This is a genomic window from Alteromonas australica (assembly GCF_000730385.1).
Classification (GTDB): domain Bacteria; phylum Pseudomonadota; class Gammaproteobacteria; order Enterobacterales; family Alteromonadaceae; genus Alteromonas; species Alteromonas australica.
In genome coordinates, this window is the sequence record NZ_CP008849.1 from 3,199,272 (window position 1) to 3,224,709 (window position 25,438).

Genomic DNA, 25,438 nt, shown 5'->3' on the forward strand with positions numbered 1-25,438 from the left:
TAAGCCTCAAGCCCGTACAGGTTAGTTACTTTAACGCGTCGATAATGGCAACGTTCGCAGCGGGAAAGTCAGACGCATTTAGCGCACCTATTGCTACCCATTTGGCTTCCTGCCCTTCTTTGCCATAAGGCTCGCCGTCGAACAACTCAACCGTATGAACGTCAAGCTTTACCCGTTTATCGCCGTAATCGTGCTCGATAACGGTTAATGGCTGACTTTCACCCACGGTAATGCCTATCTCTTCTGCAAGCTCTCTGGCCAGCGCCTGAGTGACGGTTTCGTCACTCTCAACCTTTCCGCCTGGAAATTCCCATTTCCCACCTTGGTGAGCATGGTCTGGCCTACGAGTAATAAAGATATCGCTGCCGCGCGTAACAACGCCCACGGCAACATGCACTTGCTTCATTAGCTAAGCTTACCGTGGCATTGCTTGTACTTTTTGCCTGAACCGCATGGACAAGGGTCGTTACGGCCAACTTTAGGGCCATTACGCATTTCTGTGCGTACCTTGTCACTTTTCTCTTCAGGAGTGGCAGATGCTTCTTTGTGCTCAAAGTGCTTGGGCACATTGTCAGCTTGTCTGCGCTGCTCTTCTACTTTTTGTACATCTTCTTCTGCTTGAACTTTTACCCGTGAAAGTATGGTGATCACTTCCACTTTCAAGGCTTCTAACATTTGCGAAAATAATGCAAAAGACTCGCGCTTATATTCTTGTTTAGGGTTTTTCTGTGCGTAACCACGTAAGTGAATACCTTGACGTAGATGATCCATAGCAGCCAAATGTTCTTTCCAATGACTATCTAAGTTTTGCAACATCACCGCTTTTTCAAACTGACGCAGGACTTGTTCGCCTACCACATCTTCTTTTGCTTTATAAGCCTGTACCACTTCACTGTGTATACGCTCTCTTAGCTTCTCTTCGTATAGCTTGTCGTCGTTTTCCAACCACGTTTTGATTGGAAGATCTACAGCAAAGTCTGCTCTTAATCGCTCTTCTAAGCCATCCACGTCCCACATTTCTTCTAGTGATTGAGGAGGAACATATTCGTCTACCACACCGCTAATAACGTCTTCACGAATGGCTTCAATGGTTTCGCTAATATCACCTTCATCTAACAGTTCGTTACGCTGTTCGTAAATAACTTTTCGCTGGTCGTTCGCAACGTCATCGTATTCTAGTAGCTGTTTACGAATATCGAAGTTACGCCCTTCCACTTTGCGTTGCGCATTTTCGATAGCACGAGTTACCCATGGATGCTCAATGGCTTCACCACGCTCCATACCCAAACGCTTCATCATGTTGCCCATTTTTTCAGAGGCGAAGATACGCATTAAAGCGTCGTCTAGTGACAGGTAGAAACGGCTTGAACCAGGGTCGCCTTGACGACCTGAACGGCCTCGAAGCTGGTTATCAATACGACGAGACTCGTGTCGCTCTGTACCAATAATATGTAAACCACCAGATTCAAGTACTGCATCGTGGCGTTTCTTCCACTCAGTTTTTACTTTCTCTATTTGTGCTTCGGTTGGGTTTTCAATTTTTTCCAGTTCAGCCTGCCAGTTACCGCCTAGTACAATATCGGTACCACGACCTGCCATGTTAGTGGCAATAGTAACCGCACCGGGTTGACCCGCTTGCGCCACAATGTCGGCTTCCTGTTCGTGGAATTTGGCATTCAGTACTTTGTGTGGAATTTTTGATTTTTTCAGGATGCGCGAAAGCAATTCTGAGTTTTCAATCGATACCGTACCTACCAAGGTGGGTTGGCCGCGTTCCACACATGCCTTAATATCTTCAACAATGGCTTCGTATTTTTCTTCTGCCGTTAAGTAGATTAAGTCCGCTTTATCTTTACGCTGCATTGGCTTATTGGTTGGAATAACCACGGTTTCTAAGCCATAAATGTGCTGGAATTCAAAAGCTTCGGTATCGGCTGTACCTGTCATACCTGCCAGTTTGTTGTACAAACGGAAGTAGTTTTGGAAAGTAATAGACGCAAGGGTTTGGTTTTCGTTTTGTATACGAACCCCTTCTTTAGCTTCCACGGCTTGGTGCAACCCTTCAGACCAGCGGCGTCCTTCCATTGTTCGGCCGGTATGTTCATCGACAATGACGATCTGCTCGTCTTTAACAATGTAATCTACGTCTTTTGCATATAATTTATGGGCACGAAGTGCCGCATTGATGTGATGTAGAAGTGAGATATTTCCGGCTGCAAACAAAGACTCACCTTCAGGTAGTAAACCTTCTTTGTGTAAGATTTCTTCTACATGCAATTGGCCGCGCTCAGTAAGATGAATTTGCTTAGCCTTTAAGTCGATGGTGTAATCGCCATCGCCTTCTTGCCCTTCTTCATCTTCTTTTTCTTGCTGTACCAGCTGAGGAATAATGGTGTTAATGCGACGGTATAGCTCCGAACTGTCTTCTGCTTGTCCAGAAATAATAAGGGGCGTACGTGCTTCATCAATGAGGATGGAGTCAACTTCATCCACTACAGCGTAGTTTAATGGGCGCTGTACGCGGTCTTGCGGGCTAAACGCCATGTTGTCGCGTAGGTAGTCAAAACCAAACTCGTTGTTAGTGCCGTAGGTTACATCGGCTTGATAAGCATCGCGCTTCTGTTCTGGCGACATGCCTGGTACGTTACAACCCACACGCATGCCTAGGAAAGTAAATAGTTGGCTACTCCATTGGGCGTCACGGGTAGCTAGGTAATCGTTCACGGTAATAACATGAACACCTTTGCCTGAAAGCGCATTTAAATAAGTTGGCAACGTGGCGGTTAAGGTTTTACCTTCACCGGTACGCATTTCGGAGATTTTACCTTCGTGAAGAACTTGCCCACCTAGCATTTGCACGTCAAAATGACGCATGCCGTAAACACGCTTACTGGCTTCTCTAACCGTAGCGAAGGCTTCGTTTAAAATGTCGTCAAGGGTTTCACCCTTTTCAATACGACCCTTAAATTCTTCGGTTTTGGCTTTTAGCGCCTCATCAGAAAGCTTTTCATACTCTGCTTCCAGTGCATTGATGGCATCTACGTTTTTGCGTAATTTTTTTAATAGTCGGTCGTTTCGGCTACCGAATACTTTTCTAAGGATGCTTGAAAACATTAGCTTGTTTATTCCACTACTTGTCGAGACGCCGCACGGTATAGCACAGCTGAATTAATACGTTAATGGCAATACTGTATGCGTATTGCCATGCGATTTCTAGAGCGTAAGCGTATTTGCTTACTTACCTGGCTGCTACCTTTTATTTTTTATAAACAAAAGGCAGAGGATCGATTTGCTTACCGTTTCTTATTACTTCGTAGTGAACATGAACACCTGTAGAACGCCCCGTGTTTCCCATTTGAGCAATAGGCTGACCTTTCGTCACCACATCACCCACTGAAACCTTTAGCGTATCGTTATGTCCGTAACGGGATACATACCCATCACCGTGATCAATTTCGACTAAATGGCCATACCCAAAGCGTTCACCAGCCCAGGTGACAATACCCGAGGCCGTTGCAATCACGTTATCACCTGCCTTACCGGCAAAGTCTAAACCTTTGTGCAATGCTGGTTCGCCTGTAAAAGGGTCGGCGCGCATACCATAATAAGAAGACAACCATCCCGACTCTATCGGACGACCAGATAATTGGCTCTGATCGTGGATATGGTGTCCCCGCACCAAACTTTCAAGCATAGAAAGCTGCTGAGACTTTACATCAAGAGATTGCTGTAACTTTGCAATGTCATCAAGTAAAGGGTCACCTTGGAGGTTGTCCGGTATCGATACGGGTACAAATGCGTCCAGGTCAGTCGCAGTCATACCTAATTCTGTTGCGATTTGCTTTCCTTTCTCGTCAAGCATAGACGCTTGTGCAGAAAGTTCTGCAACCCGAGTAAGTAAAGCATTTAATTTGTTGGCTGTCTGTTGCTTAAGCGCATCAACGTCTTGCTGAGTGGCTTTCACTTCTGATTGAGCAAGGCGCACCCGCGCTATGTCTTCAGACACAGACTCTGTGGAACGGCTAGAGACAAGCATAAAAATAGAAGACAGCACTGTGGCACTGACGAGAGTGCGTACACTGATACTGTGCCGATATCGCTTATTTTTGCCTGTTAGAGTTATTGTTAGCTTCATACCACAAATAAGGAGGTTGTTTACGTTTGCAGGAAAAGTATTGCTTTAAGTAATCTAGGTTACTTTTCGCTTTAATCTTTGCTGCAAAACGAATTATTAATATTGTTATACAGCTACTGTACCATTAATTAGACTAAATGCTAACTGTAAAAAAGCCGCCTAGAGGCGGCTTCCTTGCATTTTCTTGTTTTTCTACTATGCCAGCACTGGTTGCGCGTAGCGAATGGGTGCTTTTTCTTGGGAGTCATAGGTGACGTATTCCCAACATTCTTTCTGCGCAAGCACAGCATTTAGTAGTTTGTTGTTCAGGCCGTGCCCGGTTTTATAAGCACGCAGCTCGCCAATTAAACTGTGACCGCCTAAGTACAAGTCACCAATGGCGTCGAGTATTTTATGCTTAAGGAATTCGTCATCGTAACGAAGCCCTTCTGGGTTAAGGACGCGGAACTCATCAAGTGCCACTGCATTTTCCATGCTGCCGCCTAACGCCAGATTATTTGCGTTCATATATTCTAGGTCACGCATAAACCCAAAGGTTCTAGCGCGACTGACTTCGTTCACATACGAACATGAATCGAAATCCATGGTCATATGTTGGCGTGTCTGGCTAATAACGGGATGGTCAAAGTCGATAGCAAAATCCACTCTGAAGCCATCATAAGGCACAAGCTCAGCCCATTTATCTCCGTCTTCAACACGCACCGGCTTAGTGATACGGATAAAACGTTTAGGTGCATTTAGCTCTTCAATTCCTGCTGATTGCAGCAAGAACACAAATGGGCTGGCACTACCATCCATAATAGGCAACTCATTGCTATCCACTTCAACAATAATATTGTCGATACCTAAACCTGCTAAAGCCGACGCCAAATGCTCAACGGTTTGAATTGTCACGCCGTCTTCATTATTCAAACAGGTACACAGCATGGTATTACCCACAGCGTTTGCACGCGATGGAATATCAACATGAGGTTCAAGGTCTACACGCCGAAACACGATTCCCGTGTTCGCAGGCGCAGGCCGGAGAGTCATTGTGACCTTTTCCCCTTTATGAAGCCCAATTCCGGTTTCTTGAACCGGGTGCTTGATTGTACGTTGTCTAATCATCTGCTTTAGCTTTTACCTATCAAAAAAAGCGGTCGCGAATTATAGTGAGTTACCACTCACTTGTCAAAAACGATGCAATTTGGCTACAAACGCTTCCAAAGTTTACAAGGTTTTGCCCCCGCACAGGATTGTGAAACCCACAACCATATGCACAGGTTCACTCTGCCTTTATATACTGCAAATATTATAAATTCAAAAACTTAGCCTAAAATTTAATAAAAATTTACAGTTGTTAGCCTGATTCGTTATCAGTTACGACAACTAAACAGACTAAAAATTCATTTTTTCATAGAAAAAATGAATTAGTCAGCTTGTTTACGCAAAAACGCTGGAATATCGAGATACTCTAAATCGTTATCCGGTTGCGCACTGTCTTCCGCTTTTAACGCTTGATTGCCTTCAGTGCCGCCCACCGCTGAACGTGGTTCTGCAGCGGTGCTGCTACCGTATTCTTTTGCCGGTGTAGTTAAACGAGAACCTTCAGAGCTCACAAGAGAGATGTCTGGTTTACGCTCAGCACCAATACCCGTAGCAACCACGGTCACGCGAAGTTCGTCAGTCATCTCCATATCGATAACTGTACCTACCACCACGGTGGCATTTTCAGACGCAAACGCTTTTACGGCATTACCGACCGTTTCAAATTCGTCGATGGCAAAATCTGGCCCTGCGGTGATATTCACTAAGATTCCACGCGCGCCTGATAAATCGATGTCTTCCAGTAGTGGGCTAGCAATCGCAGATTCGGCGGCTTCTTCAGCACGGTCTGGACCGCTCGCGGCGCCACTTCCCATCATTGCTTTACCCATTTCCGACATTACGGTACGTACGTCGGCAAAATCCACGTTAATTAAACCTGGACGCGTAATGAGCTCTGCAATACCTTGTACCGCGCCACGTAATACGTCATTTGCGGCACTAAAAGCTTGTAACAACGGCGTACCCGGGCCCATCACTTTAAGTAGCTTTTCGTTAGGGATAGTAATTAATGAATCAACGTTATTCGCTAATTCAACAATCCCCTGCTCTGCGAACGTGGTACGCTTTTTACCTTCAAATGGGAATGGCTTAGTGACAACGGCCACCGTTAAGATACCCATTTCACGTGCAATTTTTGCCACTTCTGGCGCTGCACCTGTTCCTGTACCACCGCCCATACCGGCTGTGATGAAAACCATGTCGGCACCATCTAAGGCTTGACGAATGGTTTCTCTGTCTTCTTGTGCTGCATCGCGACCAATATTAGGATCGGCACCTGCACCTAACCCTTTGGTTACGCTAGAACCAATTTGCAGTGTAACGTCAGCGCTTGAGCTGCGTAGTACCTGCGCATCGGTATTTACCGCGATGAATTCTACGCCTTCAATACTTTGTGAAACCATGTGTTCAACGGCATTACCACCACCGCCACCAACACCAATGACTTTTATTACGGCTTCTTCGCCGTGACTATCCATTAATTCGAACATACTTACTCTCCGGTTGTACGTCTTTTAACACTACACTAAAACATAGTCTATCGATTATCTGCATCCTGCATATCGTGATGTTTTAGCGTTAGCGCCCCCAAATAAATTAAAATTCGCCTTTAAACCAGCTTTGCACGCGATGAAATAAACTCTCACCGGTTTTCTGCTTACTGGACTTCTTATTATCTGATTGCACTTTGCCGTATTGCAGTAGCCCTACGACAGTGGCAAAACCTGCATCTTCAACGTATTCGGACAAGCCTTTTACGTTAATGGGTGTTCCTACCCTTACAGGCATCTGAAAGAGTTCCTCTGCAAACTCTACTGCGCCTTCCATTTTGGCGGTACCCCCGGTTAGCACAAGGCCGGCGGCAATTTGCTCTTCCAGTCCACTGGCACGAATTTCATCGTGAACCAGTTCAAACAGTTCTTGGTATCTTGGCTCAATCACTTCAGCAAGCGTATGTCGAGACATCACTCGAGCTGGGCGACCGCCTACACTTGGCACCTCAATACTGTCTTCCATGCTAACCATGTCTTTTAGCGCGCAAGCATAGTTAACCTTAATCTCTTCTGCGTTGCTAATTGGCGTTCTGAAGATTTTCGCTATGTCACTGGTAATTTGATTCCCTGCAACAGGGATAACCGCAGTGTGACGAATAGCGCCATCTGTGTAAATCACCATATCCATGGTGCCACCACCAATATCCACAACGCACACGCCAAGCTCACGTTCATCATCGGTGAGCACCGCGTAGCTCGATGCCAACGCTGAGAAAATTAATTGATCAGCGTTTAGCTCACATCGCTCAACGCATTTCACCATATTTTTCGCCATATCATCGGCACAGGTGATGATATGCGCATCGGCTTCCATTCGTACGCCTGACATGCCAATTGGGTTTTTAATTCCTTCTTGCACATCAATGGTAAACTCTTGAGGTAACACATGAAGTAATCTTCTTTCCGCTGCAATGGGCACACTTCGAGCGGCATGTATTACATTATCTACGTCTTCTTGTGTGACTTCTTGATTGTTAATGGGCACCATACCATTTTCATTCTGGCATTTTACGTGACGTCCCGAGATAGACATGAAAACTGAAGACACTCGGCAATCTGCCATTAACTCCATCTCGTTCACTGCACGTTGTACCGACTTAACCACCAAATTTAAGTCGTTAACGCCACCTTTATCCATGCCTTTTGCGGCATGGGTGCCTACGCCAACGATGCTGATTTGATCATCATCAAGCAATTCGCCCACCACAGCCTTTACTTGGCTGGTGCCGATATCTAAGCCTACAATCAAATTGCGTTCAGCAGGTTTTGACATGGTTTATTTAACTCTCTTCTTTTGTGGTGTTGTCACGTGGCGCTTTCCAACCCACGGCAACCCCAGTGTCATAGCGAAGGTCAACGTATTTCACTGCCTTCTCTTGTTGCGTCAATAACGGGTATACATCAATAAAACGCTGTAACCTGTCGATGAATTCTTGACGCCCTAAATTCAATTCAATGCCGTTTTTTAACTGAACCTGCCATGCAAATCGTTCACTCAACGATAGCTCTGCAATATCCATATTGGTGGTAGCCAATAACGCATGCATGGCGTTAAAGCCTTCCAGTGCGGTTTTTTCGCTACCGCCTGGCCCGTATAAACGGGGTAAAACCAGTGCTTTTCCTTCAGCGTTAAACGTATCGCCGTAAGGGTTAAGGAGCAAATCCTCGTTCCATTTTGCCACTGGCTGCTGCTCAACCAAATAAATCTTTAAGGTGTTTGGCCATTTCTTGCGAACAGACGCTCGATAAACCCAAGGCTGCGCTTCCACTAGCCTAAACACATCGTTTACATCAAGGGCAAAAAAGCTGCCCGGTTGCGCCTCTCGAATAAGGCGCTCTAGTTTGGTGATATCGATATATTGATAATCACCAGAAAAATCGATAACTTGCACTGGCATTTGCTGCTCATCTTGCAAATACTGATTGGCTTTAATCCCGCCAAATACCAATGCCGCAATAACAATACATAAAAAGGCAACGCCACCCCAAAGCGCGTGATTCGAACGGGTTTTGGCTGCGTTCTGTGTCACCCTGTTATGCTCCTGCCATGACAGTTACTTGTTCATCTTCCATGCTGGTTGCTAAAATCGCCATAACCAGCTCATCAAACGTTAATCCCGCCACTTTCGCGGCTTTGGGAACCAAACTTTTTTCTGTCATGCCGGGTACCGTGTTCGCTTCAAGCAAGTAAAACTGCCCTTGGCTGTCTTGCATGACATCGATACGCCCCCAGCCCGAACCTGAAATTCCGTCAAATGCACGGGTAGCTAATTCGGCTAACTGGGCTTCTTGATCTTGCGATAAACCACTTGGACAGAAATATTCCGTTGTGTCATCCTGGTATTTCGCAGCGTAATCGTAAAACGTATGAGGGGTGGACATGCGAATAGACGGCAACGCCTGCCCCTGTATCACAGAAACAGTAAACTCTGGGCCGTCAATGTATTCCTCTAACAGAACCTGATTGTCATATTTGAATGCGTTCTGAATCGCAATATCGAGTTGTTTAGCGCTTGTCACTCTTGCCATGCCAATACTCGACCCTTCTCTGGCCGGTTTTACCATGACTTCATTCCCCAATTTATCCATTATAGCGCCGCATGATCCAGCTTCAAAGTGCCTTTTATCAGCAATTTCATATTTTGCGGTGGGCAGCCCCAAGCTTTGCCAAACTTGCTTAGTATGGATTTTATCCATCGCCAGTGCTGAGCCTAATACACGGCTGCCGGTATAGGGCACATTTAGCAGTTGTAATGCCCCCTGCATAGAGCCATCTTCTCCCCCCCGACCGTGCAGCATAATGAGTACGCGGTCTATTTGTTGGGTGAGTAAATCTGTCAATGGTTGGGCGGCGGGGTCGAAGGCCACCGCGTTTACACCTTGGCGCAACAAGGCATTTAGCACAGCGGTACCCGAACTTAGCGACACTTCACGCTCTGCTGAGTCGCCTCCAAACATGACGGCAACTTTGCCAAATACATCAGCAGCGATGGCGTTTTTTAATGAAAAGCTAGTCACCGGTTACCTTCCTTTTGCAATTCGCTAGGTTCCATTTCACAGCGCGCGAGCTGTTTGGCAATTTGACCGATGTTACCTGCGCCCTGTGTCATCACAATATCCCCGTCTTGCAGCATATTGGCAAGGATGCTCGGCAACGCGCCTTTGTCGCCCACATACACAGGCTCAATTTGACCGCGCTGACGAATGGAACGGCATAAAGACTTGCTGTCGGCTCCTTCAATGGGCTGTTCGCTGGCGGCGTATACATCAAGCAGCAGCAAGGCATCGACGCTTGAAAGCACGTCGACAAAGTCTTCATACAAATCGCGAGTTCGAGTGAACCTGTGTGGTTGGTACACCATCATTAGCCGCCGATCAGGCCAATTAGCCCGCGCGGCAGCAATGGTCGCTTTTACTTCCGTTGGGTGGTGGCCGTAGTCATCCACCAAACAGACCTCGCCTTTTGAAGTCGCAAAGCTGCCTAGTTGTTCAAACCGTCGCCCTATACCACCGAAGCTTGCCAATGCCTTCACAATAGCATGGTCATCAATACCTTCGTCTGTAGCCACGGCGATGGCAGCTAATGCATTAAGTACGTTGTGGTTGCCGGTAAGGTTAAGGGTAATATCCAAAGGCGCTTTATCTGGCCGATGAACGGTAAAGTTCGCCTTACCAAATGACAAACTGATATTGTCAGCACGAACATCATTGTGTGCATTAAAACCATAGGTGGTGATGTTACGCCCAATACGGGGGATAATTTCCTGAATATTGGCGTCATCGCCGCAGACAATTGCATGACCATAAAAAGGTAAATTAGACAAAAACTCCACAAAGGTGTCTTTTACCTTTGAGAAATCTCCGCCATACGTGTCCATATGATCTGCTTCAATGTTAGTTACCACAGACACCATAGGCTGCAAATGGAGAAAAGACGCGTCGCTTTCGTCGGCTTCTGCAATAAGGTAACGGCTTTTACCTAACCTAGCGTTTGTTCCGGCACTGTTTAACAGGCCGCCAATGACAAATGTGGGGTCGTAGTCTGCTTCAGCAAAAATTGTGGAAATTAAGCTTGTTGTGGTGGTTTTGCCATGGGTTCCCGCTATCGCGATACCATGTCTAAAACGCATGAGCTCCGCCAACATTTCAGCACGACGAATAATAGGAATACGCTGTTCTCGTGCCACGATAATTTCTGGATTTTGCTCGTTAATCGCACTCGACACGACGATTACGTCCATGCCTTCTACGTTTTCAGCTCTGTGACCAATTTTCACCTCAGCACCTAGTTCTGCTAGACGCTGAGTCATTGGCCCTTCTTGAATGTCTGAACCCGCAATTTTATAGCCTTCGTTTAGTAGCACTTCAGCAATGCCACCCATTCCGGCGCCGCCAATTCCAATAAAAAAGATGTTGCTCACCCGACGCATTTGCGGGCTTTCAAATGGGGTTTTAAAAACCATTAGTCCCCTTCTCCCACCACTGCTTTGCAGTGGCTAACGACTTCTTCAGTAGCATGGGTGTTCGCGCGTTCTCGCGCCAATTCACCCGTTTTTATGCAATCGAGGGGGTGGGTAGTCCACTGCCTGATTGCCTGCCCTAAATTTTGTTTTAATACAGACTGTCCAATCATTACGGCTGCATTATGCTTTACCAATGATTGGGCATTCTTCGTTTGATGATCGTCTACTGCATGTGGCAAAGGGACGAATATCGCTGCGCGACCTGCCGCAGCAACTTCCGCAACAGTCAGTGCGCCAGCACGACATACAATAAAGTCAGCCCATGTGTAGGCATCGGCCATATCGTCAATGAAGTCACTGACCTCGGCGTTTACGTCCCATTGTTGATATAGCCCCTTAACAGTAGCTTGGTTTCCTTTTCCGCATTGATGGCGGATGGCTAAATGAGATACCCCTTTCACCGCTTCTGGTACGGTTTCATTTAGAATTTGTGCGCCTAAACTGCCGCCAACCACAAGTAAGTTTAACGGACGCGGTTCGCGATACTGTAACGGAGGTACAGCACTAATGGCTGCACGCACCGGATTACCTACAGTATGCAGCTTTTCGGTAGGCACTGAAAATTGGTCTTTAGCATCATCAAAGCCAAGCAGTACCCGAGTGGCTAGCTTAGCGAGTAGTTTATTGGTCATACCCGCAGCCGCATTTTGCTCATGAATAATGAGGGGAATTCCAAGGCTTTTCGCGGCCACACCGCCCGGCCCACTCGCATACCCACCAAAACCAATCACTAATTCAGGTTGAATGCGCTTGATTATGCGCCGTGCCGAAAACAAACTTTTGATAAGGGCAACGCCACCAGTTAACTTGGCTTTCAGACCTTTCCCTCTTATTCCTTTCACAGGAATAAAATGAATGGGGAAGCCATGTTTGGGCACCACGTCAGCTTCCATTCGTTCTGCTGTGCCTAACCATTCTACATGCCAACCGGAACGGGCTAATGCTTCTGCGACAGCAAGGCCAGGGAATACGTGACCACCGGTACCACCCGCCATAATGAGACAACGTCTATTCATTATCGGCCTCCTGCGCCACTCTCGCGAGTATGGCTTTAATACCTGCTTTACCTTCTTCTTCCGCGGTAGCAGGCTTTACCTTTTCAATTTTGGTGGCTGGCGTGGCGACCTCTTGTGTTTCGTTCACCTTGTCTGATGCGGTGGTTTTAGGTTTTGCTTTCACTTTATTGCGCTTTCGCTCATTGCGATCGAGCGCTTGTACACCTTCTACGCGAAGCTCGAAATCGATTCGTAATAAAATGGCCACAGCCACTGACATAATAATAAGTGACGAGCCCCCGTAACTAACCAACGGTAGCGTGAGCCCTTTAGTAGGCAAAATACCTGCACTTGCACCAATATTCACTGCGGTTTGAAAGCTAAACCAAATGCCAATACTGTAGGCCAGATAGCCCTCAAAAGGTCGCGACTTCTCTAGAGCTTTATTGCCAATTTGCAGTGCTTTAATCACCATGCACAAAATTAGACAAAGGACGGTTAGTACGCCAACAAAGCCTAACTCCTCTGCCAAAATTGCCATCACGAAATCGGTATGGGCTTCAGGCAAGAACTCTAACTTTTGTAGGCTGTTACCCAGCCCTTGGCCAAACCAATTCCCCCTGCCATAAGCCATTAACGACTGGGTAAGCTGGTAGCCTGCACCAAAAGGATCGGCCCAAGGGTCTAAGAATGACGTTACCCGTTTTAAGCGATATTCTTCAAATACAATCAGTGCAACCACCGCCATTAGCCCAGCAAACACCAAGGCAAAGAACTGCCATAATCGGGCGCCAGCTAAGAACAATAACCCGATAGTGGTCGCAAACATCACCACCACAGTGCCTAAGTCGGGCTGAATAAGCAGTAACATAGCTAACACGAAAAATACCGCTAATGGCTTGATGAAGCCTTTTAGGTTTTCCGTGACTTCTTCATACCGGCGTACCAAATAACCGGCTAAATAGGCGAAGAAAAATAGCTTGGCTGGCTCGGCCGCCTGAATCGTGATAGGCCCTAGTGCTAACCAACGGGTACTTCCGTTTACCGTACGGCCCACTAGCAATACCGCAACCAACAATCCAATAGCGGCCAACAATAAGTAGGGGTTGCTCATGCGCCAAAATCGCATGGGCACTTGTAATACTGTCATGGCGGCAATGAGCGCACCCACGATATAAATACCGTGACGAATAGCAAAATAAAATGGATTGTCATGCAACCTGTCTGCAACAGGCATAGACGCCGACGTCACGATAATAATACCAATGCTCATCAGTGCCAGTGCAATCAACATTAAACTGGTGTCGTAAGGCTGCTGCGTACGATTTTCATCGTGACGGGCGGCGAATAACTCGCTTAACTTTGTTGGCGCATTAGCCGTTGAGATAGGAGCATTACTCATGCTTGGCTCCTTTGTTTGACGGCCGAGGCAAAAACTTGCGCGCGGTGAATGTAGTTATCGAACATATCAAGGCTTGCACACGCCGGTGACAGTAACACCACATCGTTAGGCTTAGCATGGGAAAAAGCGTAATCTACGGCTTCGTCCATATCCTTTACTATCTGGGTTCGTTCAAACATGGCAGCAAACTGATGGGCGTCTTTGCCCATGGCGACAATATGGCTCACTTCGTTTTTTACAACATCAGCAAGCTGGTTAATATCGCCTCCTTTGGCATCGCCACCGGCAACAAGAATAATGTTACCTTCAGTCAAAGGTGCCAAACCTTGAAGCGCTGCAAGGGTTGCCCCTACGTTTGTGGCTTTAGAGTCATCAATCCAACGAACCCCATTGATGTTGGCAATTTCAACACAACGATGGGGCGCAGACTTAAAGGTGGTTACCGATTGCGCCGCGTCAATCAGATTAACATTCATGGTTGCCTGAAGGCCTTCACACAGTGCTAGGGAAGCCATCACATTGAGTACATTGTGAGTCCCTGCAAGCTGAATTTGGTTTGCATCAAGTAACGGTTCACCGTGCAAGGTAATGGCGTTATCTCTAAACCCAATGCCTTCTGATACATCAGACAACCCATAGTAGCTAAGTTTATTCACTGTGCTTTGAGGTGCGCAATGTTCTGTGTCACGCCACACTACAGCTGTGTTGCAGTGAAGAAATATACGCTGTTTAGCTTGCACGTAGTTTTCGAAGGTCTGGTGTCTATCTAAATGATCATCACTGATATTTAAAATAGTTGCCGCCTGCAGGGCTAAGCTTGAGGTTGTTTCAAGCTGAAAACTAGAGAGCTCTAACACAATAACATCATAGTCATTTGCTAATGTGTCTAGTACGGGTAAGCCCACATTGCCCGCAGCCACGGCCTTTAGCCCACAATGGTTGAGCATATGCGTCGTTAGCAAGGTCACGGTGGTTTTACCGTTTGAGCCGGTGATGCCAATAACGGGGGTTTCGTTTAACCGAGCAAATAGCTCTACGTCGCCAATGACTTCAACCCCAGCACGTTGCGCCAACTGCACCTGTTCAATTGCAGGAGACAGCCCAGGGCTTAAAACCAAGACGTCGACACCATCAAAATAGGCGGCGGTTAGGCTACCTAGTGTCACTTCTACGTCTATCTCGTTAGGTAATGAAACACTCGCGCGAGTATCAAAGGCTTTAACTTGCGCCCCTTGCTGCTGTAAAAAACGCACACACGCCTGCCCGGTGACACCTAGGCCACCGACAACATATGTTTGTGCACGCACGTTATAGCTCATTAAATACTCGTCTCTCTATCTAAGTTTAAGTGTGGCTAAGCCCACTAGCACTAAAATGATGGAAATGATCCAAAAGCGCACGATGACTCGCGGTTCAGGCCACCCTTTGAGTTCATAGTGGTGATGGATGGGCGCCATGCGAAAAATACGTTGTCCGCGAAGCTTGTATGAACCCACCTGCAAAATAACGGAGACGGTTTCCATAACAAACACGCCCCCCATGATAATCAGCACTATTTCTTGTCGAACTAACACCGCCAAAACGCCCAAGGTGCCTCCTAAGGCAAGGGAGCCAACATCGCCCATGAACACTTGGGCAGGATAGGTGTTAAACCATAGAAAGCCTAACCCGGCTCCCACGATGGCGGTACACACAATAACCAACTCACTAGTAAGGGGGATGTGAGGAATATTAAGGTAGTCGGCGAAATTTGCGTTGCCCGTCACATAGGAAAAAATGGCGAATGCCCCTGCCACTAAAATAGTGGGCACAATCGCCAAACCGTCTAAACCATCAGTAAGATTTACCGCGTTACTGGTGCCCACAATGGCAAAGTACGTAATGATGATAAAGAAGGCACCTAATTGCGGGAACACCTCTTTGAAAAATGGCACCAGTAAGGATGTTTCGGCACTTAGTGAAGCACTGCTATAAAGATAGAAGGCCACACCAATGGCCACCACCGACTGCCAAAAATACTTCCATCGAGCAATAAGACCTTTTGAGTCTTTTCGGATCACTTTGCGGTAATCATCAACAAAACCGATAATTCCATAAGACACCACGACAGTGAGTGTCACTAGCACGTAGCGGTTGGATAAATCAGCCCACATCAGAACACTGATGACAATTGCAGCAAGAATCAGTAGCCCACCCATTGTCGGTGTACCCGACTTTGACAAATGGCTCTGCGGCCCGTCGTCACGGATGGTTTGACCTATCTGCATACGCTGTAAATAGCGAATCATTTTAGGGCCAATTAAAATAGCGATAAGCAAGGCGGTTAGCGTGCTTAAAATAGCCCGTAACGTGAGGTATGAAAATACATTAAACCCTGCATCAAATTGTGTCAGCCAGTCGGCTAGCCAAATTAACATGCGATGCGCTCCCGACGGCGTTCAAGCTTTCCCAAAGGAGAGGCCTCGATCGCCTCTACCACGCGTTCCATGTGAGAACTGCGCGAACCTTTTACTAAAATTGAAATATTACGTTGCTGTTGCAACAAATCATTTTCTAAAGCAGACATAAGCTGCTCGACACTGGTGAAGTGGCCACCTGGCCCATCAAAAGCATCGCTTGCTGACTGGCTTAACACCCCCATGGTGTATAAATAGTCCACCCCCTGGCGCTGCGCATACTGACCCACTTGCTCATGATAATAGCGAGACTTTTCACCTAACTCTTTCATATCCCCCAACACCAAAACATTGATACCCGAGAAGGTGCTTAGTGTATCAATAGCTGCATTTACAGAGGCAACATTAGCGTTGTAGGTATCGTCTAGCAGACGAATTTGATCAGTGAGCGTTTTTACATTTAACCGTCCACTGACCTGCTGCATACTGAGCAAACCATCTCTTACATTTTCTAAGGTAGCACCAAGTTGCATAGTGAGTGCAGCTGCCACGAGGGCATTCCCCACATTATGCAAACCTGGGATTGTAAGCTGCACCGCCACATCACCTTCAGGTGAGCACAACATAAACTCTGCACATCCATCGAGCCCCAAGGTAATATCTTCGGCGCTGTAATCCGCTTCATTTTTTTGCTGTGGAGAAAAAGTGAGTACAGCAGTCCGCTTAAGCTTGCCTAACCAGAAGTCGGCAAATTGGCTATCTACGTTCACAATTGCGGTGCCGTCTTCGTCCAACCCTTTGAAAATTTCACTTTTCGCTCGGGCTACACCTAGCAAACTGCCAAAGCCTTCAAGGTGAGACGCCGCAGCGTTCACTATGGTGGCTACGTTGGGCTTAACCAGCTGCGTGGTATACGCAATTTCACCGAGGTGGTTTGCACCTAGTTCCATCACCGCATACTCGTGATCGTTTTCTAGGCGTAAAAGCGTGAGTGGCACACCAATATCGTTGTTGAAATTGCCTTGGGTGGCTAGCACCTTACCGCGACGAGAAAGAATCGCCGCGCACATTTCTTTTACTGTGGTTTTTCCGCTACTGCCAGTGATGGCAATCGTTTTGGGGGCAACCTGTTGCTTAACCGCCGCCCCTAATTGACCTAACGCTAGCTTTGTATCTTCCACATAAATAACAGGGATTGCTACGGACACTTTTTCGCTGGCGATAATCGCAGAAGCGCCCGCATTGGCTGCGGCTTCGGCGAAGTCGTGACCATTGAAATTCGCTCCTTTCAAAGCCAAATACACTGCCCCTTCAGTCAGCGCTCGCGTATCCGTACTTACCGCGGTAACGGTACTGTCGTCACCTTCTAAGGTGCCGTCAATTTGACTTGCTATCCACGACAGCGTTGTTGTTATCATTTGCTGTACTCCTGTTGCAGTCGCGCGACTACTGCACGTTCGTTATAGTCTGTCTGTTGTGTTCCAATAATTTGATAATCTTCATGCCCCTTGCCAGCCGCAATCACAATGTCTTCGGGGCTGGCGTTATCGAGGCAATACCTAATAGCCCGTTCTCTATCAGGTTCCGATATCGCAATGGCAGGGTTGCTCAACCCCGCCATAATGTCTTTTGCAATGTCTTCTGCTGCCTCACTTCGACTGTTATCCGTGGTAATAACCAGGAAATCTGCGCCGGACTCGGCGGCACTTGCCATTAGTGGGCGTTTACCTTTGTCTCTGTCTCCCCCGCAACCAAATACGCACCACACTTTTCCGTGGGTATGTGCGCGTGCGCTGGATAACACTTTCTCCAATGCATCTGGGGTATGGGCATAATCCACAATCACATTGGCGGCATGACTAAATTGAAAAACTTCCATTCGCCCTGCCACCGGAGAAATGCGGTTAACCGCCTGTATAACATCTTCGAAGCGCTCGTTTTCCGCCAGCAAACATGCCATGGCGCTTAACAAGTTAAACACGTTAAATGCGCCAAATAAGGGAATGTTTACTTGCGCTTGTCCCCACGAAGATTGCAACGTAAAACCACATCCCGCGTCATGGTAATTAACCTTTGTGGCGAAACAATGGCGATCCTGAGTTAGTTTCTGTAGTTCATGTTGCTGCGCAACTCCCACCCAAACGATGTCGATATCACTCGGCGCATTCGCGGCCCATCGTTGGCTTTCGGGGTCGTTGGCATTTAACACCAAGGTAGACAAACCAGGTTGAGTCATTAACAGGCGCTTAGCCCGTGCATACTCTTCCATGCTGCCGTGGTAGTCCAAATGATCTCGTGTAAGATTGGTAAAAACAGCGATGTCAGTATTCACTTGCGCTAGCCTACCCTGCACTAACGCGTGGGAACTTGCTTCAAATGCCGTATGGCGAACCTGACTTTGCACAAAGTCTGCCAACAAATACTGCACACGAATAGGGTCTGGCGTGGTGTTGGCCGCTGGCGTTGCCTGCCACTGTGTGTGAGTACCATCGTAAATACTACTGCCCAAGGTTCCTATACTGGCACTACGGGTTCCAAGTTCATCTTTTAGCTGCGTAAGCATTTGAACTGTAGAGGTTTTACCGTTAGTTCCCGTCACCGCCACTGTGGTCATTTTTGTGGCGGGATAATCATAAAATGCCGCAGCGAGGGCCGACAGCATTTTGGGCAATTCGTATAGGTAAATAATGACCGTATGGTCGCGCATTTCTAGCTGACCATGGCCACAACTGTCGTCAGTTTGCGCCAGTATGACTCGGGCGCCCAAGCTTATCGCTTGTGGAATAAAGTCACGGCCGTCACGCTGATGCCCTTTTAATGCCACAAATGCCAATCGGGTGTTCACTTCACGGCTATCCAGAGTAAGCCCTTCAATACGAATATCAGGCGCATCGACATTAAACTTGGCCAACAGGGCACGAATACTTTGGATAAAAGCGCTAACTACCACTTTCGCCTCCTTTCAGCCAGGGGCTAGACGTTACCTGTTTGTCATCGGGGGGAATATTCAGCATATGTAAGGCGCCGCCCATGATTGACGAAAACACAGGCGCTGCTGTGTCGCCCGCGTGATATAAATCACCGCCAGGTTCGTTAATTAAAACGATGGTGACAAGTCGAGGATCTGACACTGGCGCTATTCCAGCGAAAATATTCACGTATTCTTCGCCATAGCCCCCTGCCACGGCTTTTCTACTGGTACCTGTTTTACCGGCCACGCGATAGCCAGGAATAGCCGCTTTTTTCGCTGTGCCTCCCCGTTGCGTGACACTTTCCATCATATTCACAATGGCGCGGGCATTTTCTTCGCTAATTACACGCTCAGACTGTGGTTGCCAACCGGCTTGCTTAGGTGACTGAATAATATTAAGGGGTTGTTTTACCCCCCCATTCGCTAATGTGGCATATAGGCGTCCAAGTTGCGCGGTGGTAACGGAAATACCATAACCAAACGACAACGTCGCCAGTTCAAACTCAGACCAGCGACTGCGCTCATGAAAAATACCACTGCTTTCTCCGGCCATATTCAATCCGGTGTCAGACATCAGCCCCATGTTGTAATACGTATCAAGTAAGAAAGGTTTTGGCACTGACAGGGCAAGCTTTGAGGTCCCCATATTACTTGAGTGCTGGATAATTTCTTCTAGGGTTAGTTCGCCGTAATTCCGGGAGTCTTTCACTAAGCTGCCGCCCAAGCGCATCCACCCCGGATGAGTATCTACTGTGGAATCGGGGGTGACTTCTCCAAATTCTAGTGCCGTTAGAACCGCCAATGGCTTGAGGGAGGAACCCGGTTCAAACGCATCGGTAATGACGCGATTACGCATTCGGTGAGGTGAAATATCGCTTCGGTCGTTTGGGTTAAACGAGGGGGCGTTAACCATGGCAAGCACGTCACCGCTTTTGACATCAATAACAATGGCTGATGCTGAGCTAGACTGATAGTAAATCATGGCTTCTTTAATTTCTTTGTAAGCCAATGCCTGAATGCGCTGGTCGATGGTCAGTTGTAAGTTACCAGCCTCTTCTCCCGAGGTGGTTTCTAGAATTTCCACCTGACGGCCTTTCGCATCGCGACGAATTTTTCGTGAGCCAGGGGTACCTGTTAGCCACTCGTCGTACATGCGCTCCAACCCTTCAACACCGGTATCATCCACATCAGTGATGCCAATGAGCTGTGCAGATACTTCCCCAGTTGGATAGTATCTGCGGCTTTCGCGGCGTAAATAAATACCCGGAATATCAAGCTTATCGACATAGTCTGCCATCGCCGGAGACACTTGACGTTGTAGGTATACAAAACGACGTTTAGGGTTTGCAACCTTGTCTTGCAGTTTATCGACACTTTGCCCCAGTACATCCGCTAACGCTTGCCAGCGGCGAGGCTCATTAAACCCATCGTTTTCGTGAATCACTTTAGGGTCGGCGTAAATGGCACGAACCGGCACGCTTACCGCCAATTCAACTCCGTTACGATCGGTGACTATACCGCGATAGGTAGGCATGTTTCGGGTACGAAGTGTCCGGCTGTCGCCCTGTTGAATAAGCTCGTCCGGCTCAATCACTTGAATAAATGCAGCCCGAGCGGCTAACGCCACAAACACAGAAATGACCACTGCTAACACAACCACAAAACGCCAATGCACTAGGCTAGGCGCTACATTTTGCTTAGCGCCAGAGGCTTTTCTATTGCGTTTTACAGCCGATGTACTCATTTTAGCTTCACCACCACTTCGTCATCGGCGGTAGGTCGATACATGTCTAATTGCTTCTCTACCAAGGTTTCAATGCGGTTGTGTTCGGTAAGCGCGCGTTGTTCTAGTACCAAATTGCGCCACTCAACATCAAGTTGATCTTTCTCTTCCATCAGGTCTTCAAGGGCAATAACTTGCTGACGATTGTGGTGGCTACCTAAAATGACAGCCATAGCACTCACGATAACCGCTAAATACAACAAAACCCGCAACTTGTTGCGGGTCAAATCTGAGACGATAATGAGCAGTAAACTGAAGTTAGTATTGGCCTGCTCGGGCTTAGTGGTCGTCATAATTTTTCTGCCACCCTTAGCACCGAACTGCGAGAACGCACGTTGTTTTCTATTTCATATTGCGACGGCTTAATGGCTTTCCCAAGGGCTTTTAATACTTTGTCTTCATCAATTTCCGCTTGCGTGATGGGCAAATTATGAGGCACAACCTTACCTCTGCTTTGCTCTTTTATGAAACGCTTCACTAATCTATCTTCAAGGGAATGAAAGGAAATCACTGCCAGACGCCCTTCTTTCGCCAACACCTCTGTCGCTGCCTTTAGCCCCACACGTAACTGCTCTAACTCGGCATTAATGTAGATACGTATGCCCTGAAACGCGCGTGTAGCGGGGTGCTTGAACTTATCTTTTACCGGCACAGCTTCATCAATTATTTTGGCTAACTGTGCGGTGCGGGTTATTGGCGTCGTTACACGGGTATTAACGATGGCATGCGCAATACGTTTGCCAAACTTTTCTTCGCCAAACTCTTTAATCACTTGGGCAATATCTTGCTCTTCAGCCTTCGCTAGCCAATCGGCAGCACTTTCACCACGGGAGGTGTCCATGCGCATATCTAAAGGCCCATCTCGTAAAAAGCTGAACCCACGTTCGGCATCATCAAGTTGAGGTGACGATACACCCAAATCCATAAGCACACCGTCTATTTTTCCGGTGAGTCCCAACTTTTCAATTTCCATTGCCATATCACCAAACGGCGAATGGATAATAGAAAAACGGGGGTCAGACGAGAAACGTTTTGCCGCTTCAATGGCTTGTGGATCTCTGTCAAAGGCAATAAGTTGTCCTCTGTCACCCAATGTATTCAAAATATGATTCGAATGGCCACCACGCCCGAAGGTAGCGTCAATATAGATGCCGTCAGGCTTTATCGCTAGCGCCGTTATGCATTCTTCTAACAATACAGAAATATGTTTAAATTCGTTGGTGTGGCTCATAGCGAGAAGTCCTGTAAACGTTCGGTGAGTTCAAATTCGCCTTTGCGTTCGGTGTCTATGTCGTCTTCAATTTGTTGTGCCCATGTTTCGGCATCCCAAATTTCAAACTTGTTTAGCTGACCAACTAACATGACTTCTTTGGATAACTTTGCGTGATGACGGAGCGGGGTGGGGATAAGAATTCTTCCGCTCTTGTCCATTTCCCCTTCGGCAGCATGACCTAATAGCAAACGCTGCATGCGGCGCTCGGCTGGAATCATGCTAGAAAGCTTAATTAATTTAAGCTCTATCTCTTCCCATTCGGGAAGTGGGTAAAGCAGCAAGCAGCTTTGCTGATTATCGACTGTGCAGACCAGTTGTCCGTTACAATCATCCAGCAGCGACTGACGATAGCGTGTAGGTATCGCGAGTCTGCCTTTTGTGTCCAGATTGATTGCATTAGCGCCGCGGAACATTCCCCTAGCCTTTTATATTTTGCTCTTAGATTTCTTGTTTTTTGAGTACTGAACTGCAAAACGATGATTACTCGATCCACTATTTGCCACTTTTACCCACTGATTGACAGTTTAGGTACCAATGATCCCCACTGTCAAGGGAAAATACCGGTAGAGGCCACGTATTTACTGGCTTTACACTGTTTACTTATACAGTCTTTTGTGAAAGTGGCTGATTAGCCATAGGAAATAGCGTTGTACAACTAAAGTCTAAATAGACGAAAGAGTGAGAAAATCACTGAGGGCAAAAAGAAAAGCCCCACGTCGAAGTGAGGCTTTGGTATTGTCTTACCTAACGATGTAATAACACGTTAAGTCATCGATATTAAGCATCTGCCGCTTCTTCAGCGTCAGCTTTAACAACAGAAAGTTGCATGTTGCGAATTGGGTTGTCGGTGCCGTTCGACAATTCAACCAAACGGTTAAGCTGGCCGACAGACATCATTACCGCGTACATAGCGCCAAGCAAACCGGCTTTATGTAGCTCTACAACCTTCTCTTCTGGAAGCTCAAGTAATTTCTTCTCGTTGATGCTTAGCATGCCAGTCACATTACGTTGCTGACCACTTTGGTAAGTCAAACGAATTTGAATGGGATCAAGCAGATCAAGTTCAACTACCTGCTTAACAAAGCGCTGAGTCATCATTTCGCTGTTAGCAAGGTCTGCTAAGAACTTTTGACGATTTTCCAAAAATTCTGATGGCTCACCCGCTTCTGTGAACAACGGTTGCCCTTCTTCAGAAAGTAGTTCGCTGTTTTCATCAATGTAAACGCCTAGCTTGTCGCCGTCTGGGCGAACATCGAAAGGGTAACGTAGGATGTTCATAGGCACATGAGGCCCCTGCCAGCTTTCACCGGTAAGGAACAAGTTTTGATTTTGTTCCATACCTAGCATTGCTACTACGTGGTGACGCTTAGATTGAGGGTCTTCGATGAACACAAGAGGCATGGTTGCCGCCAGTTGCGCGAATTCGCGAATTGTTGCTGCAGCAAGGTGCGTATTTTTTGCAAATGCAAATGAGTTGCTTACCGCGACTTTCAAGTCTTTGTGTTTTTCTTTATCTAGCGGTACAAAATTAATAGCCATATTTCTTTCTCATACTTGTCTGTTGTGGCCCCGATTTAAAAACTGAGGATTGGTGGGTTACCACTTAAATTACGTTGGCCGCGCGGATGAACATATTGTCCCCCTTCTTCGGCGAGGCGCTTGGGAGTATTACCCATTCGCGCTGTGAAGTCACGCGTCATCACCATAACAAGTTTTAAATTTTTATTGCAATGTAAACTTAAAGTAAAACCATCCGAATGCTGAAAAAACGAACAAAAACGGCATGAGCACTTCGCTTCGCGGGTAAATTATTGCGATAAAAAGCGATGAACAACAAAAGAACCCTTTATAAACCATTGTGTGGCATGCGCAATTCACTTAGTCTTTTATGGCTTGTTGGTCTTTTGTGTTCACCCAACACAAAGGCAAATAAACGCCAGAATGACACCCTCCATGACGTGACTTTCTAGGCCTATGGAAAAAGACAAAAACACCAACAACTCACAACAACGACTATAAGGAATTCCACTATGAAGAGGCTTTCACCTCTACACCTTTGTGCTTTAGCTGTCTCTGCCATTGTCAGTGCACCCAGCTTTGCTGCTGATACACCTGACTATTCGGCGTCTGAACTCGCCAATAAGATTGCTCAAGAAACCATCATTGTGGATGGCCACATAGATGTTCCCTATCGGGTAAAAAATGCCTGGGTAGATGTGACTAAAGCCACTGAAGATGGCGATTTTGACTACCCTCGTGCGGTAAAAGGCGGCTTGAATGCGCCTTTTATGTCTATTTACGTACCTGCTAGCCTTGATAATTCACCAGAATCCACTCAACTGGCTCACTTACTTATCGATTCTGTCGAGGCTATTGTGGCGCGAGCGCCCGATAAGTTTGCAATTGCAAAAAGTACTGATGACGTTAAAAAACACTTTGAAGCAGGTTTAATTTCATTGCCTATGGGAATGGAAAACGGCTCACCGCTACAGGGTGACTTGGATAACTTGCGTGATTTTTATGAGCGAGGCATTCGCTACATCACCCTTGCGCACAGTCAATCTAACCACATTTCTGATTCCTCTTACGACCTTAGACGCCAGTGGAAAGGCTTGAGTCCTTTTGGTAAAAAGCTGGTAACAGAAATGAATAACATCGGGATCATGCTGGACATTTCCCATGTCTCCGACGATGCGTTTTATCAAGTGGTAGATATTACCAAGGTCCCCGTGATTGCGTCACACTCTTCTCTACGTAAATTTACGCCCGGCTTTGAACGCAACATGAACGACGACATGATTAAAGCCCTAGGTGAGAATGGCGGGGTGATAATGATTAACTTTGGCTCTAGCTTCGTCAGCAAAGAAGCGGGTCAATGGCGTAAAGGTCTCACGGCGGCTCGCAAAGCACTTATCGCAAAGGAAGGTGAAGACAGTCCTAAGCTAGAAAACTTTGAAAAAAGTTACCGAGAAAAAGTCCCCTACCCGTATTCAACACTGGATGAAGTGCTAGATCATATTGATCATGTGGTAGAACTCATAGGTATTGAACATGTGGGGATTGGGTCTGACTATGACGGTGTGGGCGACTCTTTGCCAATTGGCTTAAAAGACGTGGCCAGTTTCCCTAATCTCGTGCAAGGCTTGCTTGACAGAGGCTATAGCCGCAAGGATATTGAGAAAATACTCAGTGGAAATCTACTACGAGTGTGGGAACAGGTCGAGCAGTATGCGGCAACCCACGGGTAGGTATTTCAACTTTTTAAGTCATAAATGCTGATTAAAAAAGGCGCTAATCCCTATTGGGTTATAGCGCCTTTTT

The 25,438-nt window shown here is 46.9% G+C and carries 21 protein-coding genes; 1 reads left to right on the top strand and 20 read right to left on the bottom strand.

Annotated features, from left to right (window positions below; genetic code table 11):
* Positions 1 to 25 precede the first annotated feature (25 nt).
* From mutT to EP13_RS14180, 20 genes are all read right to left on the bottom strand, one after another.
* Positions 26 to 406, bottom strand: a complete 381-nt coding sequence (gene mutT, locus EP13_RS14085; RefSeq protein WP_044057837.1) for an 8-oxo-dGTP diphosphatase MutT — start codon at positions 404 to 406, stop codon at positions 26 to 28.
* Entirely contained in the window at positions 406 to 3,114 is a 2,709-nt protein-coding gene (gene secA / locus EP13_RS14090) for a preprotein translocase subunit SecA (protein WP_044057838.1), read from the bottom strand. The genes mutT and secA overlap by 1 nt, the downstream gene beginning before the upstream one ends.
* A gap of 142 nt (positions 3,115 to 3,256) precedes the next feature.
* A complete protein-coding gene (locus tag EP13_RS14095) occupies positions 3,257 to 4,135 on the bottom strand; it encodes a M23 family metallopeptidase (RefSeq protein ID WP_044057839.1) in 879 nt (292 codons plus the stop codon).
* A 195-nt stretch (positions 4,136 to 4,330) separates the two neighbouring features.
* Complete coding sequence (gene lpxC, locus EP13_RS14100) at positions 4,331 to 5,242, bottom strand: UDP-3-O-acyl-N-acetylglucosamine deacetylase (RefSeq protein WP_044057840.1); 912 nt, start codon at positions 5,240 to 5,242, stop codon at positions 4,331 to 4,333.
* A gap of 302 nt (positions 5,243 to 5,544) precedes the next feature.
* Positions 5,545 to 6,711, bottom strand: coding sequence for a cell division protein FtsZ (gene ftsZ / locus EP13_RS14105; protein WP_044057841.1), 1,167 nt, complete (start codon positions 6,709 to 6,711; stop codon positions 5,545 to 5,547).
* Between the two features lie 106 nt (positions 6,712 to 6,817).
* Positions 6,818 to 8,047: a cell division protein FtsA gene (gene ftsA / locus EP13_RS14110; RefSeq protein ID WP_044057842.1), complete on the bottom strand. Its 1,230-nt coding sequence runs from the start codon at positions 8,045 to 8,047 to the stop codon at positions 6,818 to 6,820.
* 7 nt (positions 8,048 to 8,054) lie between these two features.
* Entirely contained in the window at positions 8,055 to 8,804 is a 750-nt protein-coding gene (locus EP13_RS14115; RefSeq protein WP_044057843.1) for a cell division protein FtsQ/DivIB, read from the bottom strand.
* A 4-nt stretch (positions 8,805 to 8,808) separates the two neighbouring features.
* Positions 8,809 to 9,792, bottom strand: a complete 984-nt coding sequence (locus EP13_RS14120) for a D-alanine--D-alanine ligase (protein WP_052364427.1) — start codon at positions 9,790 to 9,792, stop codon at positions 8,809 to 8,811.
* Positions 9,789 to 11,237 (bottom strand): UDP-N-acetylmuramate--L-alanine ligase, encoded by a 1,449-nt coding sequence (gene murC, locus EP13_RS14125; protein WP_044057844.1) that lies wholly within the window; start codon positions 11,235 to 11,237, stop codon positions 9,789 to 9,791. The genes EP13_RS14120 and murC overlap by 4 nt, the downstream gene beginning before the upstream one ends.
* Positions 11,237 to 12,313, bottom strand: coding sequence for an undecaprenyldiphospho-muramoylpentapeptide beta-N-acetylglucosaminyltransferase (gene murG, locus EP13_RS14130; protein WP_044057845.1), 1,077 nt, complete (start codon positions 12,311 to 12,313; stop codon positions 11,237 to 11,239). Before murG ends, murC begins: the two co-directional genes overlap by 1 nt.
* On the bottom strand, positions 12,306 to 13,694 hold the full coding sequence (gene ftsW, locus EP13_RS14135) for a cell division protein FtsW (protein WP_044057846.1): 1,389 nt from the start codon (positions 13,692 to 13,694) through the stop codon (positions 12,306 to 12,308). The genes murG and ftsW overlap by 8 nt, the downstream gene beginning before the upstream one ends.
* A complete protein-coding gene (gene murD, locus EP13_RS14140; RefSeq protein ID WP_044057847.1) occupies positions 13,691 to 15,013 on the bottom strand; it encodes a UDP-N-acetylmuramoyl-L-alanine--D-glutamate ligase in 1,323 nt (440 codons plus the stop codon). Before murD ends, ftsW begins: the two co-directional genes overlap by 4 nt.
* Positions 15,014 to 15,028: 15 nt before the next feature.
* Positions 15,029 to 16,111 (bottom strand): phospho-N-acetylmuramoyl-pentapeptide-transferase, encoded by a 1,083-nt coding sequence (gene mraY, locus EP13_RS14145; protein WP_044057848.1) that lies wholly within the window; start codon positions 16,109 to 16,111, stop codon positions 15,029 to 15,031.
* The gene (locus tag EP13_RS14150) at positions 16,105 to 17,508 is read right to left on the bottom strand and encodes a UDP-N-acetylmuramoyl-tripeptide--D-alanyl-D-alanine ligase (RefSeq protein WP_044057849.1); all 1,404 of its coding nucleotides are present in this window, start codon (positions 17,506 to 17,508) and stop codon (positions 16,105 to 16,107) included. The genes mraY and EP13_RS14150 overlap by 7 nt, the downstream gene beginning before the upstream one ends.
* Positions 17,505 to 19,040 carry a UDP-N-acetylmuramoyl-L-alanyl-D-glutamate--2,6-diaminopimelate ligase gene (locus EP13_RS14155; RefSeq protein WP_044057850.1) on the bottom strand — a complete coding sequence of 512 codons (1,536 nt, stop codon included), beginning with the start codon at positions 19,038 to 19,040 and terminating at the stop codon, positions 17,505 to 17,507. The genes EP13_RS14150 and EP13_RS14155 overlap by 4 nt, the downstream gene beginning before the upstream one ends.
* Positions 19,030 to 20,805: a penicillin-binding transpeptidase domain-containing protein gene (locus EP13_RS14160; protein ID WP_044057851.1), complete on the bottom strand. Its 1,776-nt coding sequence runs from the start codon at positions 20,803 to 20,805 to the stop codon at positions 19,030 to 19,032. Before EP13_RS14160 ends, EP13_RS14155 begins: the two co-directional genes overlap by 11 nt.
* Complete coding sequence (gene ftsL, locus EP13_RS14165) at positions 20,802 to 21,137, bottom strand: cell division protein FtsL (protein ID WP_044057852.1); 336 nt, start codon at positions 21,135 to 21,137, stop codon at positions 20,802 to 20,804. The genes EP13_RS14160 and ftsL overlap by 4 nt, the downstream gene beginning before the upstream one ends.
* A complete protein-coding gene (gene rsmH, locus EP13_RS14170) occupies positions 21,134 to 22,075 on the bottom strand; it encodes a 16S rRNA (cytosine(1402)-N(4))-methyltransferase RsmH (protein ID WP_044057853.1) in 942 nt (313 codons plus the stop codon). The genes ftsL and rsmH overlap by 4 nt, the downstream gene beginning before the upstream one ends.
* Positions 22,072 to 22,530, bottom strand: a complete 459-nt coding sequence (gene mraZ, locus EP13_RS14175; protein WP_044057854.1) for a division/cell wall cluster transcriptional repressor MraZ — start codon at positions 22,528 to 22,530, stop codon at positions 22,072 to 22,074. The genes rsmH and mraZ overlap by 4 nt, the downstream gene beginning before the upstream one ends.
* A 364-nt stretch (positions 22,531 to 22,894) precedes the next feature.
* Complete coding sequence (locus EP13_RS14180) at positions 22,895 to 23,656, bottom strand: SapC family protein (RefSeq protein WP_044057855.1); 762 nt, start codon at positions 23,654 to 23,656, stop codon at positions 22,895 to 22,897.
* A 491-nt stretch (positions 23,657 to 24,147) separates the two neighbouring features.
* Here EP13_RS14180 and EP13_RS14185 point away from each other — a divergent pair, with 491 nt between their 5' ends.
* Positions 24,148 to 25,365, top strand: a complete 1,218-nt coding sequence (locus tag EP13_RS14185) for a dipeptidase (protein WP_044057856.1) — start codon at positions 24,148 to 24,150, stop codon at positions 25,363 to 25,365.
* The last annotated feature ends 73 nt before the right edge of the window (positions 25,366 to 25,438 follow it).